Raw genomic sequence first — 15,104 nt, 5'->3', positions numbered from 1 at the left:
ACACGCTCCCGCCGCTACAGACGGTAGAGCCGAATGGAAGAACTCGATCGGGTGTTGAAGAAGTACGCCACCAGCCAGGATCTCATGGACCGGATCCGATACGTGGCCGAGACGTTGAGCATGGAGTTCGACAAGTGGGACGACCAGTACGTGAGCGGTCCGAGCCTGTACTTCCTCGTCGTCGCCGAGACCGACTTCGAGGCGTACACCGACCCGCTGGGAGAGAACGTCTGGCCGACCGACCGGTGTAAGATCGTGCTCGACTCGCCCGAGGCGTTCCGACGGGTCGCCGAGGACGTCGGGTTCAGCCGTGACGGCGCGATCATCGTGACGGGAGACGGGACGATCCAGCAGCAGATGGTCCGTGTCCGGAGCCCTCACCACGCGGAAGTGCCGGGGGTCGCGGAGCTCGAATACCCCGACTGGATGGGGACCAAACACATGAGCGCCCTGGAGACGTCGCTCCGACAGAACGTCCTGTGGGCGGTCACGCTCAGCGAGGAGGACGGCCGCGTCACCACGTATCTCGACGGCACGTATCAGGACTACCCCCGCGAGGAGATCGGCGGTCGGTGGCGGCCCGGTGAGTAGCGGCGGCGTGGCCGACACGCCGCGATCGGCACGTGGCGGGGAGCCCGCCGCGCCTCGGGGCGCGTCTGCGGGAGGGGTGCGCGGCGCGCGCTACTCGCCGTCCGCGTCGGTGACGATCCCCGGTTCCTTGCTCGCGATCACGACGATCCGGTCGGTGAGGTCCTCGATCGTGTTCGCGAGCTCGTCCAACAGGATCGCGAGCTCGCGGTAGACGAGCGGCTGGTCGATCGAGCCGTCGGCGAACGCCGTCTCGATGGCGTCGTTGCGGAGGTCGTCGCACTCGCTTTCGAGCGCGCGGATCGACTCGATCCCCTCGGCGAGCGTCTCCGTGGCGTCGGCGCGCGCGAGGCCTCGGACGAACCCCTCGACGACGTCCGCGAGGACGTCGGTCATCTCGGCGATCCGGTCGGCCATCTCGCGCATGTCGTCGAACGGGTCGACGTCGGCCGCGGGACGCATCATCGCCACCTCTTGGACGATCCGCTCGGTGTGGTTCGCGACCACGTCGAGCTCGTTGTAGAAGTCCAGCAGCGCGGACTCGTTGAAGTTGATCCGCGTGTTCAACAGCCCGATGTCGTCCGGCCCGGCGTCGGTGATCAGCGCCGTGAGCTCCCGGACGAGGTCGTCGCACTCGCTTTCGACCGCGGCGATCTCGTCGACCGTCTCGTCGAACCCGCCCTCGGTCGCGAACTGGTCGAGCGCTCGCGGGAGGAGCGCGACGCAGTCGTCGATTCGGTCGAGGTACGCGACCGTCCGGGTCTCGAGCCGTTCCCCGAAGTCGGCGTCGGTGGCCATGGGCGGAATCACGCGCGTCGGCGGTAAAGAGGTTCCCTCGCGTTTCGTCGATCGTGAAGATTTGACGGCCGCTCGCCGGAGATTCGCCGGCGCCGTCCTACAGCGCGTCGACCGAGTCCAGCGCCGCCTCGACGTCGGGAACGTCGAACCACTCGCGGTCGGTGTAGGCGTTCGTCCCAGCGGCGTACAGGTCCGAGACGGCCTCGACGACGTCCGCTGGAAGGGGATCGGGCGACTCGTCGCAGAGCTCGCGCCAGTCGTCGATGTCGCGGCCCGCGACCGACTCCTTCGCCGCCTTCACGGCCGCGACCCAGTCGGGGTCGTTCGCCTTGTACCACTGGCGGACGACCTCCTTCGAGATACCCCGACCGCCGTAGGAGAACCGGTTCTCGTCGAACGTGCCGACCACGTCGGCGACGCGGAGCTCGCCGTCGCGGTAGAGGCACTCGATCTTCCCGTCCTCGTGGACGAAGCCGGCCGCCTCGGCGCGGTCGGTGACGACGCGGTTCACGTCGCGCGCGAGCGATTCGAGGGCGTCGACGTCGGCGACGCCCGCGACCTCGTCGGCCTCGGCACGGGCGAGGTAGCGGTCCTGCTGCTCGTACTTCGTCGAGAACTCTACGACCGGCTCGGGGAGGTCGATCGGCTCGTCCGGCCACTCGCCGTCGGCGCCGGCGAGGTCGTCGAGCCCGAAGTCGGCGGGAGCCGCGCGCGTCCGCAGGCTGGAGCCGACCGGGACCCGGTTGCGGAAGACCACTTCGAGCGGGACGAGGTAGTTCTCGCCGCCCGCGGCGTGGAAGGACTCGTAGTCGTAGCCGGCGTGCGGGCCCTCGTACGGGAGGTCGGGTACCTGCGTCAGGTCGATCGCCATCTCGGTCGGCGGAGCGGTCGCCTCGTCGAGCGGGACGACATCCCCGGAGTCGGTGTCCTCGACCCCTCGGTAGTGGGTCGGAACCCCCTCGCGCTCCAGCAGTTCGAAGTTGAACGCGCCCATCGCGCAGAGGCTCGCGCCCTTGTTCGGGATCGCGTCGGGCATCTGCCCCCAGTCGAACACCGAGTAGGCGTCCGTGAAGACGAACCGCCCCCGACCGAGCCCCTCGGCGGTCGCCGGCTCGTCGACCCGGAACTCCTTGACGCTCGTCATGGCGGATACCGCGACCGCCTCCCACATGAAACTTTCAGTTACGTGGTCACCTCGGTTATTTTTGAGTCATTTTGATCCACGTATGCGCATCATTCTGGGCGGCGTAACGTTCCCCGAGCCCGCGCTCGCATCGAAAGCGACACCGGGCTCGCCCTCGCACCCAGTGGCATGAACGATGCGCGCGAGGTCGTCGTCCTCCGGTACGGTCACCGGCCGGGGCGCGACGACCGCATGACGACGCACGTCGGGCTCACGGCGCGGGCGCTCGGCGCCGACCGGCTGATACTCCCCGACAACGCCGGGCAGTCCGCGGAGACGGTCCGCGACATCACCGGCCGTTTCGGCGGGCCGTTCGCGGTCGAGCTCCGCGGCGACCAGAAGGCGGTCGTCAAGAACTTCGAGGGCGTCGTCGTCCACCTCACGATGTACGGCGAGCGCGTCCAAGACGTCGAGGCGGAGGTCCGCGAGGCGGTCGGCCTCGACGAGCCCGAGGTGATCGGGGAGGCGTCGCCGCCGCGCGACCTCCTCGTCGTCGTCGGCGGCGAGAAGGTGCCGTGGGCGCTGTACGAGCGCGCCGACTTCAATGTGGGCGTGACGAACCAGCCGCACTCCGAGGTCGCCGGGCTCGCGGTGTTCCTCGACCGCCTGTTCGAGGGGGCCGAACTCGACCGCGAGTGGGAGAACGCCGACCGACGCGTGGTGCCGGAAGCGACCGGGAAGACGGTGGTCGACGCCGAGGGGGAATCCGACGACGGCGACGCCGGCGAGAACACCGGGCGCGACTGACCCGCGCTACTCGTCGCAGTCTTCCTTCGACCCTCCGTCGACGACCTCCGGCGTGCCGCTCAGGATGCCCCGGAGGTTCGACATCGGCTCGCCGACGGTGATCCCCTGGTCGGTCATCTCGAACTCGCGGATCGTCCGCTCGAAGTCGCTCGTCCGCTTTTTCAAGACGCCGATCGCCTTGCGGAGCTCGCCCCCGACCTCGAGGTGCCGGAGGAAGACGATGTTGTCGGCGAGGTAGCTCACGTTCTCCATCGTCGCCCGGAACTCCCCCGTGACGTTCCGCGTCTCGTCGACGAGGATCGACGTCACGCCCGCGTTCTTGAGGTAGCGCCCGAGGGCGTGCATCTGCTGGAGCATCTGCTCGTCCCCGCCGCGGAGCGTCAGCCGGTACCCGGAGATGCCGTCGATCATGACGATGTCGGCGCCCCGCTCCTCGACCTCCTCGCGGACCATCCGCGCGAACTCCTGTGGCGAGCGCTCCAATGCCTCGACCTCGTTCACCTGAAGCGTCCCCCGCTCGATCATCTCGTCGACCGGGATGCCGATAGCGCGCGACCGTGTGAGGAACGTCCCCTTGTTCTCCTCGAACAGGTAGATGACCGAGCGCTCTCCGCGGTCCGCGGCCGCCTTCATGAACTGGGTGCTGAGGGTCGTCTTCCCGACCCCGGTCGGCCCGCTCACGATGGTGACGGTGCCGCGCTCGAGCCCGCCGCCGAGCAGCTCGTCGATCTCGGGAATGCCGGACGACATCTGCTCGAACGCGACGTCCTCGCCGCGATGAGCGCCGGGCTGGAGCGCCGGATACACCTCGATCCCCGAGTCGGTGACCCGGTAGGCGTGGTCGCCGCTCTGCGTCGCCGACCCGCGGAACTTCGGAACGCGGACCGTCTTGCCGTACGACGCGGCGTCGAGCCGAATCGTCCCGTCCGTGATGAACTCGAGGTCGTCGGTCGGCAGCGACTCGGTGTTCTGGACGGTGAACAGCACCGTCGCCCCGCGGTCTTTTAAGAAGCGCATGAACCCGACCACCTGCTTCCGGAACTGGTAGTCGTCGGACAGCAGGAAGCGGAGCTGGGTCAGCGGGTCGACGACGACGCGGTCCGGGTCGACCGCGGTGACGCCCTCGACGATGCGGTCGGTCAGCGGTTCGCGTTCGACCTCCGAGGGCGCGAACACCTCGTACGACTCGTCCTCGACGAACGCATCCGCGCTCGGGCTCAGATCGAGGAACTCGATGGCGTCGGTGTCGAAGCCGAGCGCGGCCGCGTTCGCTTTCAGGTCGCGGACGTCCTCCTCGAGGTTGATGAAGAGCGCCGTCTCACCCTCCGCTATCCCCTGCTGGAGGAAGTGGAAGCTCAAGATCGTCTTGCCGCTGCCGGCCTGCCCGCGGATCATGTAGCTCCGCGTGGGGACGAACCCGCCGGACAACACTTCGTCGAGCCCGGCGACGCCGGTCGACGCGCGCTCGGATAGCGGTGGTGTCATGCCTTATCAATCGGGCGGGGTTGTCATATATATGGGGTAGTTCTTAGTGGGCACCGCCCGTCGGTACACTGACGATGGACTCTGGGCCGGACCGGACATACCATGCCGCCGACGGCGACGAGTCCGCGGAGCGCGGGGCGGTGCCCGACCCGGAACGGAGCGGCGCCGCCACCCCCGACGCGGACGCCGAGGCGACCGTGCTGCTCCAGATGGACGCCGACCGCGACCGCGACCTGCTCGCCGAGGCGCTGGGCGAGCGCTATCGGATCCGGACCGGGAGCGACCCGTCCGCGCTCGAGGGTAAGTTCGACTGCTGCGTCCTCGACGCGAAGGCCTTCGACGCCGCCGGCGACGCGCTGGACTCCCGGCGCGAGCGCGCGGATCCCGCGTTCCTTCCGTTCGTGCTGTTGGTGAGCGAGGAGTCTCGGGGGCGGCCGGCCAACCGCGCGTGGGATCGCGTCGACGACGTCATCGAGCTGCCGGTCGCCCGGCGGGCGCTCCTCACGCGGGTCTCGAACCTGATCGAGCGCCGGGCCACCTCGCTCCGCCTCAGGCGGACCGTCGCGGACCTACGGCTCAAGGAGCGGGCGATGGACGAGGCGCCGGTCGGGATCACCCTCGCGCGGGCGACGGACGGCGACGACAACCCGCTCGCGTACCTCAACGAGGAGTTCGAGGCGCTGACCGGCTACGGCGAGGAGCGGTTCGGCGAGGACTGCCGCTTCCTTCAAGGTCCCGACACGGCCGAGGAGACGACCGACGAGATCCGGGCAGGACTCGACGCGGAGCGGTCGGTCGACGTGGACATCCTCAACTACCGAGCGAACGGACAGAAGTTCTGGAACCGGCTCCAGATCGAGCCCCTGCGGAACGAGGCGGACGAGACCACGCACTTCGTCGGGTTCCAGACGGATATCACCGAGCGGAAGATCCGCGAACGCCGACTGGAGGTGATGGCCCGGGTACTCAACCACAACCTCCGGAACAAGATGAACCTCATTTCGGGGTACGCGGACCTGCTCCGAGACGCACCAGACGAGGAGTCGCAACGCCGGGCGCTCGACGTGATCTCCGAGACGGCCTCGGACCTCACGGGCATCGCGACCGCCGTCCAGAAAGTCGACGAGACGGCCTCCGCGCCCCCGCTCGCCGCTCCGATCGACCTCCGCGACGAGCTGATCGAGCTCCGGAACCGGATCCGCAGCAGCTATCCGGACGCCGAGATCGCCTTGTCGATCCCGGGCGACGACCCGATCGAGGTGACGGTCGTCGGCCTCCCCGCCGCCATCTCGGAGGCGGTCGAAAACGCCGTGAAACACAACGACGACCCCTCACCGTCGGTCGAGGTGCGGGTCGAACAGGACTCCGAGGGGTGGGTCACGATCGGCGTTGAGGACGACGGCCCCGGAATCCCGGACCACGAGACGCAGGTGTTGGAGTCCGGCGAGACGTCGCTGACCCACGCCGACCGGCTCGGCATCTGGCTCATATACTGGGTCGTGGCCAAGGCGGGCGGTGAGTTCGACATCGACACCGGCGAGGACGGGACGACGATCCGACTGGAGGTCCCGGCGCACCCCTGACCGAGTCCGGGCGTCCCGGATGGTGCTGCCCGCTACAAGGCCCGCTTCGAGCGGAGCCGCGCGAGCCGCGTCCGCGCCTCCTGCCTGCTCGTCCCGCGCACGCGGCCCGTCTCGGCGTCTGCCATGGAGACGAAGGAGAGCCGGTCGAGGAGCGGCGGCCAGTCGCCGGCGCCCGCGGCGTCGCTGGCGAACGCGACCGCGTTGCCGAGCCCGTTCCGCTCCTCGCTCCCGGCCCGCGCGACCAGCGCGTCCGCGGCGCGGCGCCCGCCGGCGACGGAGAGCCGGTCGCCGGCCGTCGCGGGGACCCAGGCCGGGAGGAGCAAGAGCCAGCAGAGGACGCCGGCGGCCGCGTACGCCCAGGAGGGGACGCGCTCGCGGTCCGGCTCGTACCCGTGGATCCGGTTGACGCGCCGGTCGGCGGCGGTTCGGTCCCCGCGGCGCCCCACGAGCAGCGTCGCGAGCAGCGCCGCGGTCTCGACGGCCGCCAGCGCCGGGAGGGTCGCCGTCGTGAGCAGCGCCTGCCGCGTCCGGAGCCTGACGAGCGCGTGGCGCAGCGCGGCGTCGCGGTCGGCCTTCGGGAGGGCGAGCAGCCGCGTCGAGGCCACCAGCCGCGACCCGCGGTACCCGTCCACGACGGCGACGTTCGCGGCGTCGGCGCGGACCGCCGTGACCTCGGGAACGTCGACCCCGACCTCGCCCGCGAGCGCCTCGACGCGGTCAGCGACGAAGTCGGCGCGGCGGTCGTCGAGGTCGGCGTCCGGGAGCCGGGCGATCCGCCTGTCGGCGAGGACCGGACCGAGGAGCGCGGAGGCCGCCGGGCCGACGAGGACGGCCGCGAGCAGTCCCCCGAGCGCGCCGAGCGGGACGAGCCCGAGCCCGCCGGGGCCGAGCAGCGCGGCGAGCGGGACCAGCGGAACCGCAGCCAGCACCGCCGGGACCGCGAGGAGCGCGAGGGCGCCGAGCGCGCGTCGCCCCCGTCCGTCGACCGAGTCTGCCATACGGGCGAGTGTGAGCCACGGCGCGTAAAGCTCTGCCGGACCCGCGGGGTGATCGACTGGGGTTCGGGCTTTCGGGCCGTCGGCAGGGGTTCGGGCCGGCGGCAGGGGTTCGGTCCATCGGCAGGGGTTCGGGCCGGCGGGCCGGCGGCGAATCGGGGGCGTCGCGACCGCTCCTTTCGGAGGTTTTAACCGGATTCCACCACCAGTTTCCCGTAATGGCTTTTGAGGATCTACTGAACGACCCCGTCATCCAGAAGTACCTCCACGAGCTGGTGGGGCCGACGGGGATGCCGGTCGCGGCCGCGCCGCCCGACGGCGAGGTCACCGACGAGGAGTTGGCCGAGGAGCTGGGCCTGGAGCTCAACGACGTCCGACGCGCGCTGTTCATCCTGTACGAGAACGACCTGGCGACGTACCGCCGCGTCCGCGACGAGGACTCCGGGTGGCTCACGTACCTGTGGACGTTCCACTACGACAACATCCCGGAGAACCTTCAGGAGGAGATGTACCGGCTGCTCGACGCCTTAGAGGAGCGCGAGGAGTACGAGCGCACCCACGAGTTCTACCTCTGTGAGGTGTGTTCCATCCGCTTCGAGTTCGGCGAGGCGATGGACTTCGGCTTCGAGTGCCCCGAGTGCGGCTCCCCGCTGGAGGCGATGGACAACGACCGGCTCCGCGACGCGATGGACCAGCGCATCGAGGCGCTCCGCGACGAGCTCAACGTGGACGTGACCGGCTGATGGTCGTCCTCGCAACCAAGTGCTACGTGGAGGGAGACGCCCGCGAGCGAGCGCTCGACGGGATGGACTCGCTCGTCGCCAACGACGTCGGTGAGCTCGACGCCGACTGGCAGGTGGGCGTCCGCGACGACGAGTTCGTCCAGGTCGACGTGAGCGGCGAGGACGCGCCGGTCGCGCGCAACGTCCTCGCGGAGACGTGGGGCGAGATCGTCGCCCACGACGGCGGGCTGGAGGCGGGCGAGGAGTACGTCGGCACCCTCGAGTCGTGGGACGACGTCGGGTTCACACTCGACGCCGGCGTCGACGTGTTCGTCCCCGCCGACGAGCTCGGGCTCGGCGTCGGCTCGCCGGAGCAGGTCGTCGAGCGGTTCGGCCTCGTCCAGCACCTCCCGATGCGGTTCGTCTACGGCGGCGACGCCGGCGACCCGGACGCGGAGCCGTCGCGGCTCGCCGACGCGGAGCGCGACCGCCTGTACGACTGGCAGCGCGGCGACGGCCGGGTGAACGTCAACTCGGCGACGCGCGGCGAGACGCGCGCGACGGTGAACCGCGCGGGCCACGCGCAGGACATCGTCACCGTCGAGCGGCTGGGCCTCCTCGAACAGAGCATCGTCTGCGCGGAAGGCACCGACCCGCCGGGGTTACTCGCCGCCATCGGCTCGTACCTCCCGGCCGAGATGCGCTGTGTCGTCTAACTGAACCTACGCACGTGAACAGACGCTTCGCGCTCGCGGTTGCGGCGGTCGCCCTCCTCGCGGTCAGCGCCGGCTGTCTCGGCTACGCGACGGGCGGGGGCGAGGTGACGAACGAGACGCTCGACGCCGAGCCGCCCCGCGAGTACGAGTTCGACACGGACCGCGACGCCGCGTTCACCCTCTCGACGGACGCGAGGTACACCGCCGTGTACGCGGTCGGCGACCGGGAGGAGATCCGGCTGTACGAGCAGACGCCGTACGCGGGCGACCAGCCCTTGGAGTTCGAGGCGTTCCGGTATCAGTACCCCGACGGCGAGGTGATCACGGGCAGCGAGTTCCGCGCGCGCGGCGGCGAGATCGAGCGGACGACCGACGAGACGTGGATCCGCTTCGCCGACGACATGGCCGGCGGTAAGGCGGCGTTCTCGGGCGCGGGATCGCCGCGCCGGTTCACCATGCGCGCGTACGTCGAGGGGTCGTACGCCGTGACGCTCCCGCCCCAGTTCAGCACGGAGGTGCCGATCGTCGGCCACGTGTCGCCGCGCGACCACGCGGTCGAGACCGTCGGCGACCGCGACCGGATCGTGTGGGACGAGGTGACCGGCGGCTCGATCGTCGTCCAGTCGTACCGCGAGGGCGACCTCGTGGTGTTCGGCGTCATCCTCGTCATCGCGGCGATCGCCGCGGTCATCGGGACGATCTACTTCCGGCGGCAGCTGGAGGCGCTCCGCGAGCGCCGGCGCGACCTCGGCTTGAGCGTCAACGAGGACGACGACGACGGCTGGCTGTAGCGGGCGGGACCGAACCGAGTTTCCCGCGACGGCCGCGCCGCGGTCCTTTTCTACCGCGCGGCGCTTGCGTTCGGTATGAACGCCGCCGTCGTCACCGTCGGGGACGAGCTCCTCGTCGGGGACACCGAGAACACGAACGCCACCTGGCTCTGCGACCGCCTCGACGAGCGGGGCGTCACGGTCAGGCGGGTGACCGTCGTGCCGGACGAGGTGAGCGAGATCGCGCGCGTCGTCAACGAGTACCACGCCGAGTACGACGCCGTGATCGTCACCGGCGGCCTCGGACCGACGCACGACGACGTGACGATGGCGGGGGTCGCGGCCGCGTTCGGCCGCGACCTCGCCGAGAACGAGGAGGCGGCCGCGTGGCTCGCCGAGCGCGGGTACAGCGGGAGCGACCTCGCGGCGGAGACGACGCACCTCCCGGCCGACTGCCGGCCGCTGCCGAACGAGGCCGGGGTCGCGCCGGGCGCGGTCGTCGAGTCCGTCTACGTCCTGCCCGGCGTGCCGACGGAGATGAAGGCGATGTTCGAGCTGATCGAAGACGAGTTCGCGGGGACGCTCACCCACGTGGTCACGGTCGACGTCGACGAGCCAGAGAGCGAGCTGCTCGACCGGGTCGCGACGCTGCGCGAGCGGTTCGACGTGCGCGTCGGCTCCTATCCGGGCGAGGTCGTGACGGTGAAGATCACCGCCGAGAGCGAGGCGGAGGCCGAGCGCGCGGCGGCGTGGGTCCGCGAGCACGCGGACGCGGTCGAGGAGGAGTCCGCCTGAGCGGTCGGTCGGCGAGGCGGGAGGAGGCCGGAAAAAGCGGTTCCTACCGGTACAGGTACGCGACCCACACGGCGACGAGCGCGAGGCTCGCGAGCAGGACCGCGCCCGCGGTCGCGCTGATCGGCAGCGGCTCCGTCACGGCGGCTTCGAGGATCATATCTCGGGGTTGTTCTGGGGGCATCTTAAGTATTGATTCTCGGGCGAGGAGGGAGCTATCCGACGGACGAGTACCGCCGCGCGACGCGAAAACGGGACCGGGCGGCGTGGGCGTGTGGCAGCTACCGCGAGAGGGATCCAGTCCCGGTGAGACGAGCAGATGGGTTCGCCGATGGCGGGCTCACTCCATCGGCGTTCGGTCCTACGGGGAGACACCAGTTGGTTCCCGTGCCTCGTTGTTGAGGAGTTTTAAACTCGGTCGGACGGGCCGGCGCTCTCGGGAACCGCAGCGGCTCGGCCGGACGCGGCTCGCTTAAGGGGCCGGCGCGGTGAACGTCGGGCATGCACGTGGGGATCGCGGTGAACCCGGTCGCCGGGATGGGCGGCCGCGTCGGACTGAAGGGGACCGACGGGAAGGTGGCCGAGGCGGTCGAGCGCGGCGCCGAGCCGCGGGCACCGGATCGAGCGCGGCGGATGGTCGACCGGCTGGCCGCGGTCGCCCCGGAGACGACCGTCTCGGTGGCCGCGGACCCGATGGGCGAGTCCATCGTCCGCGAGGCGGGCTTCGACCCAGTCCGGGTCGTCGACCCGTTCGACGGAGGGCCGCCCGAGCCGACGGAGACGACCGCGGCCCACACCGCCGCCGTCGTCCGAGCGTTCGCGGGAACCGACGGGAAAGAAGGCGGGAGCGACGCCGGTGAGACCGCCGACCCCGTCGAGATCGTCCTGTTCGTCGGCGGCGACGGCACCGCCGCGGACGTCGCGGAAGCGCTGGAGGGCACCGACGTGCCGATGCTCGGCGTCCCGGCCGGCGTGAAGGTGTACTCGTCGGTGTTCGCGGTGTCGCCGGAGGACGCCGCCGAGGTCGCGGCCTCGTTCTCGCGGACCGAGCGCCGCGAGGTGATGGACATCGACGAGGACGCCTACCGCGAGGGGGAGGTCCACCCGGAGCTCAGAGGGGTCGCGCACGTCCCCGTCGCGGACGACCTCCAGTCGTCGAAGCAGACCGCGAGCGGCACCGTCGAGTCGCTGGCTGAGGGCGTCGCGGCGGACATCCGCGAGCGCGACGGCGAGGGCGTCACCTTCGTCCTCGGCCCGGGGTCGACCGTGGGCGCGATCAAAGACGAGCTCGGCTTCGATCCGTCGCCGATCGGCGTCGACATGTGGCGCGACGGCGAGGTGATCGTCCGGGACGCGACGGAGGCGGAAATCCTCGACGCGCTCGGCGAGGAGAACGTGATCGTCGTCTCCCCCATCGGCGGGCAGGGGTTCGTCTTCGGCCGCGGCAACCCCCAGATCTCGCCGGCGGTGATCCGGCGCTGCGACCTGCGGATCGTCGCCTCGCGCGCCAAGCTCGACGACGTGCGCGCGCTCCGCGTCGACACCGACGACCCCGACCTCGACGCGGAGCTGGCGGGGTGGGTCCGCGTCCGCGTCGGGAAGTTCGAGACGCGGATGATGAAGATCGTTTGACCGGGCCGTGTCGTCTCCCGTCGGAGCCGCTTCGAGCGGACAACGCACCGAGACGGCTGTGCGACGGGCAGGCGGACGGAACGGCTTCGACGAGAGGGTAGTTCGCCCGACTCGTGCCCGCAGCGAGGACGCACCCGCCGGACGATCGCTCGCCGACGTAATCGAAGACGTGGACGCGAAGCCGGTGTTGGAAGGCGGCCGGAACGCGGAAAACGGTCGGGGGTCGAGCTCGGTTTAGGCGCCTATCGCCGCGAACGTGAACACGACCGCGAGGTACGCGGCGACGATGACGACCGCCAACACCGGGACCAGCGTGAAGTGGTTGTGGCTCCCGTTATTGCCGTCGACCTCACCACGCTCGACGGCGTCAACGTCGACTTCGCCGGATTCGATGGCGTCGGCAGAAGGCATTACCTCGGGGAGTCCCTTGCGTCTGGCGTCGAACTTATTCAGGGCGAGCACTGCGACCGTCGTCAAAACGAGCGCCAGCGGCAAGGCGATGTAGGCCGTCTGGAGGCCCAGACCGTATAGTATGAGCACGAACACCGTGACCACCGCGGCAGTTCCCGCGAACGGAATCTGGGTATTAACGTGGTCGATGTGATCAGAGCCCGAGAAGATCGACGACATGACCGTCGTGTCGCTAATTGGCGAGCTGTGATCGCCGTAGATGGCGCCGCCGAACAGCACCCCGACGAGGACGGGGAGGATCGAGGGACCGACCAGCTCGTACCCCAGCGGGATTGCCAGTGGAGTCAGGATGGCCATGGTTCCCCAGGAAGTGCCGGTCGTGAAGGCGACGAACATCGCCGCGAGGAAGATAATCACCGGGAGGAAAGTCCCGGGGATGCCGCTGCCGACCATCGCGTCGACGATGACCTGCGCGGTGCCGACCTTCTCGGCGGCTAAGCCGATCGACCACGCCAGCACGATGATCGCGATGGCGATGTTCATCGTTTTGAATCCCTGGATGATGGTGTCGCTGGCCGTTTCGAGGTCCATCGTCCGGTAGCCGAGCGCGCCGATAAAGCCGGACACCATGAACGCGAAGGAACCGTACAGCAGGCCGAGGGCCACGTCGGTCTCCTGGAACGCCTCCGAGACGCTGACGCCAGGGTTGTGGCCACCACCGAGCCACCACATCGAGACCAAGCTAACGACGAGCAGCACCAAGATAGGGCCGAAGAAATTCACGAGCGTCGGATTCTTATCGCTGGGTTCGCCGACGTCCTGCGAGACGTCCGACAGCGGCGTCGCGTCCTCGCGAATGGTCTGACCGGTGGAACGCGCCCGCCACTCGGCGTCGAGCATCGGACCGAAGAACCGCTGGGTGATCGCGATGAACCCGACCATGAAGAACGCCATGAAACAGTAGATGTTCCACGGGATGCTCTGGAGGAACAGTCCGAAGGGAGTCATCCCGAGTTCCGAGGCGGTGACCGTGGCAGCCTCGAAGCCGGCGATAATCATCGATACCTGATACCCGATCCAGGACGACACCGGCCCGAACGTCGCCACGGGCGAGGTCGTCGAGTCGAGCGCGTAGGCGTGCATCTCTCGGGAGGAGCGGTTCTCCTGAGCGAGGTCCCGCGTGGCGTTGCCCGTGACGATCGTGCTGGTGTACGAGCTGAAGAAGATGAACACCCCGATGAGCCAGGTGAGGATCTGCGACTCGCGGGCGCTGTCGACCCGGTCACCGATCCACTGCTCCAGTGCCAGAATGCCGCCGGAGCGGTGAATGAACGCCGCGCCCGCCCCCATGAACATGATGAGGATAATGAACTTTGTGTTGAACGGCGACCGAAACACCTCGACGAGCCAGTCCATAGTGAGTGCTGTCGCGGCGATAGGATTCCACCCGGCCACGATCATCGCACCGATCCAGACGCCGGCGAACAGGGACACTAACCCCTGCCGTGTCGTCATCGCCAGTACGATTGCGAGAAGTGGCGGTGCCAACGCCAACAGACCGTAGGTTGTGGTGGTCACAGACAGGATTGAATATTGGTCCATCAAAAATATTTGTATATATCTACAACGGCTCCCGTGGGATACCGGAATATTCTGAACTCTCCTCGGTCGAAATACATCATAAGTAGTGTTCGCTAAACAGCCGGATCAGTTACGTCTCACAGGTGCCATTTATATCGCTCCGTGGACACGTCCACATCGCGTGTGGTGTTTCTACCAACAATCCGCAGTTCGCTCTGGCCGTGCGAGAGACTGGGCGTAGATATCGCGCGCTGGGGCCGTACAGTAGGATTCTTAAGAGTTCCGGGGTCACGTACCGGGCTGCTTCTCGGTTAGCAGCTTCAGCCCGAACCCGATCAGTACGCTACCGCTCGCGTACTGGATGAATCTGGAAACCATCTCCGAGTCGACGATAATGTGCCGGACCCGACTGGCGAACGCGACCACGGCCAGGAGGTAGAGGACGCTGAGAGCGGCGTAGGTCAGCCCCAGAATCGACATCTGGAGAGATACGCTCGCGGTCCGGGAGATGAACTGCGGGAAGAACGCGAGGACGAAGACGGCAACCTTCGGATTGGAGACGTTGATCGTCACTGCTTGCCCGTATGACCGTCTGAGCGAGGTGTTCGTTTCTGAGATGGTGTTCCGAACCTCGAACTCCTCGTCGTGTCGGAACGTCTGAACGCCCAAGTAGACGAGATAGGCGGCGCCGAGGTACTTCACGACGGTGTATGTAAGCGCCGAGGTTCGGAGGATCGCGGCTAATCCGAGTACCGCTGCCGTCGTGTGAACGAGGATTCCTGTGGCCGTTCCGCACGCGGCGGCCGCCCCGGCATAGCGCCCGCGACGGAGGCTCTCCGTCAAGGTGTATATCGTATCCGGGCCGGGGGAAATAATGACCACTATCGCCGCCGAAATAAACGTGGCGAGGGTCGCGTGATCAAAAACGAGTGCGTTCATTTAAAAGAGACTACTGCGGGATTTTCACCCCGGCGATGCGGGATGATTTCCTGACGAAACCGTCGATGCGGGGTGGGGATCTGTGTTCAGCACAGGTCTGCTATCGGCTACCGCAGATTTCAACGAAGCCGGATAAAAAGCGTTTGGTCCTCCCGCGATCTT

General features: G+C 68.6%; 14 protein-coding genes. 8 read left to right on the top strand and 6 right to left on the bottom strand.

Features of this window, described 5'->3' with window-relative positions; all coding sequences use genetic code 11:
- Nucleotides 1–33: 33 nt before the first annotated feature.
- Complete coding sequence (locus C466_RS03115) at nucleotides 34–591, top strand: diadenylate cyclase (RefSeq protein WP_004596785.1); 558 nt, start codon at nucleotides 34–36, stop codon at nucleotides 589–591.
- A gap of 90 nt (nucleotides 592–681) precedes the next feature.
- On the opposite strand, the gene C466_RS03110 is transcribed toward C466_RS03115, so the two are convergent.
- Nucleotides 682–1,386, bottom strand: coding sequence for a DUF47 domain-containing protein (locus C466_RS03110; RefSeq protein ID WP_004596787.1), 705 nt, complete (start codon nucleotides 1,384–1,386; stop codon nucleotides 682–684).
- A gap of 97 nt (nucleotides 1,387–1,483) precedes the next feature.
- Nucleotides 1,484–2,530, bottom strand: coding sequence for a phosphoribosylaminoimidazolesuccinocarboxamide synthase (locus C466_RS03105; RefSeq protein ID WP_004596789.1), 1,047 nt, complete (start codon nucleotides 2,528–2,530; stop codon nucleotides 1,484–1,486).
- A gap of 168 nt (nucleotides 2,531–2,698) precedes the next feature.
- Here C466_RS03105 and C466_RS03100 point away from each other — a divergent pair, with 168 nt between their 5' ends.
- Nucleotides 2,699–3,316 (top strand): tRNA (cytidine(56)-2'-O)-methyltransferase, encoded by a 618-nt coding sequence (locus C466_RS03100; protein ID WP_004596791.1) that lies wholly within the window; start codon nucleotides 2,699–2,701, stop codon nucleotides 3,314–3,316.
- A gap of 6 nt (nucleotides 3,317–3,322) precedes the next feature.
- On the opposite strand, the gene C466_RS03095 is transcribed toward C466_RS03100, so the two are convergent.
- Nucleotides 3,323–4,801 carry an ATPase domain-containing protein gene (locus tag C466_RS03095; RefSeq protein WP_004596793.1) on the bottom strand — a complete coding sequence of 493 codons (1,479 nt, stop codon included), beginning with the start codon at nucleotides 4,799–4,801 and terminating at the stop codon, nucleotides 3,323–3,325.
- Nucleotides 4,802–4,875: 74 nt separating this feature from the next.
- Here C466_RS03095 and C466_RS03090 point away from each other — a divergent pair, with 74 nt between their 5' ends.
- Entirely contained in the window at nucleotides 4,876–6,384 is a 1,509-nt protein-coding gene (locus C466_RS03090) for an ATP-binding protein (RefSeq protein ID WP_004596794.1), read from the top strand.
- A 32-nt stretch (nucleotides 6,385–6,416) separates the two neighbouring features.
- Here C466_RS03090 and C466_RS03085 read toward each other — a convergent pair whose 3' ends face one another.
- Entirely contained in the window at nucleotides 6,417–7,382 is a 966-nt protein-coding gene (locus tag C466_RS03085; RefSeq protein ID WP_004596796.1) for a hypothetical protein, read from the bottom strand.
- Nucleotides 7,383–7,597: 215 nt separating this feature from the next.
- Between C466_RS03085 and C466_RS03080 the strand changes: the two genes are divergently transcribed.
- From C466_RS03080 to C466_RS03060, 5 genes are all read left to right on the top strand, one after another.
- A complete protein-coding gene (locus tag C466_RS03080; RefSeq protein ID WP_004596798.1) occupies nucleotides 7,598–8,122 on the top strand; it encodes a transcription factor TFIIE subunit alpha in 525 nt (174 codons plus the stop codon).
- On the top strand, nucleotides 8,122–8,817 hold the full coding sequence (locus C466_RS03075; RefSeq protein WP_004596799.1) for a DUF2110 family protein: 696 nt from the start codon (nucleotides 8,122–8,124) through the stop codon (nucleotides 8,815–8,817). Before C466_RS03080 ends, C466_RS03075 begins: the two co-directional genes overlap by 1 nt.
- Nucleotides 8,818–8,831: 14 nt before the next feature.
- Entirely contained in the window at nucleotides 8,832–9,608 is a 777-nt protein-coding gene (locus C466_RS03070) for a DUF5803 family protein (protein ID WP_004596801.1), read from the top strand.
- A gap of 75 nt (nucleotides 9,609–9,683) precedes the next feature.
- Complete coding sequence (locus C466_RS03065) at nucleotides 9,684–10,382, top strand: competence/damage-inducible protein A (protein ID WP_004596802.1); 699 nt, start codon at nucleotides 9,684–9,686, stop codon at nucleotides 10,380–10,382.
- A 498-nt stretch (nucleotides 10,383–10,880) separates the two neighbouring features.
- Nucleotides 10,881–12,011, top strand: coding sequence for an ATP-NAD kinase family protein (locus tag C466_RS03060; RefSeq protein WP_004596806.1), 1,131 nt, complete (start codon nucleotides 10,881–10,883; stop codon nucleotides 12,009–12,011).
- 234 nt (nucleotides 12,012–12,245) lie between these two features.
- Here C466_RS03060 and C466_RS03055 read toward each other — a convergent pair whose 3' ends face one another.
- On the bottom strand, nucleotides 12,246–13,937 hold the full coding sequence (locus C466_RS03055; protein WP_004599562.1) for a Na+/H+ antiporter NhaC family protein: 1,692 nt from the start codon (nucleotides 13,935–13,937) through the stop codon (nucleotides 12,246–12,248).
- Between the two features lie 354 nt (nucleotides 13,938–14,291).
- Entirely contained in the window at nucleotides 14,292–14,942 is a 651-nt protein-coding gene (locus tag C466_RS03050; protein ID WP_004596810.1) for a LysE family translocator, read from the bottom strand.
- Between the last annotated feature and the right edge of the window lie 162 nt (nucleotides 14,943–15,104).

The organism is Halorubrum distributum JCM 10118, from assembly GCF_000337335.1.
In the GTDB taxonomy this organism is placed as follows: domain Archaea; phylum Halobacteriota; class Halobacteria; order Halobacteriales; family Haloferacaceae; genus Halorubrum; species Halorubrum distributum.
This window is presented reverse-complemented; position numbering and strand designations above follow the sequence as displayed.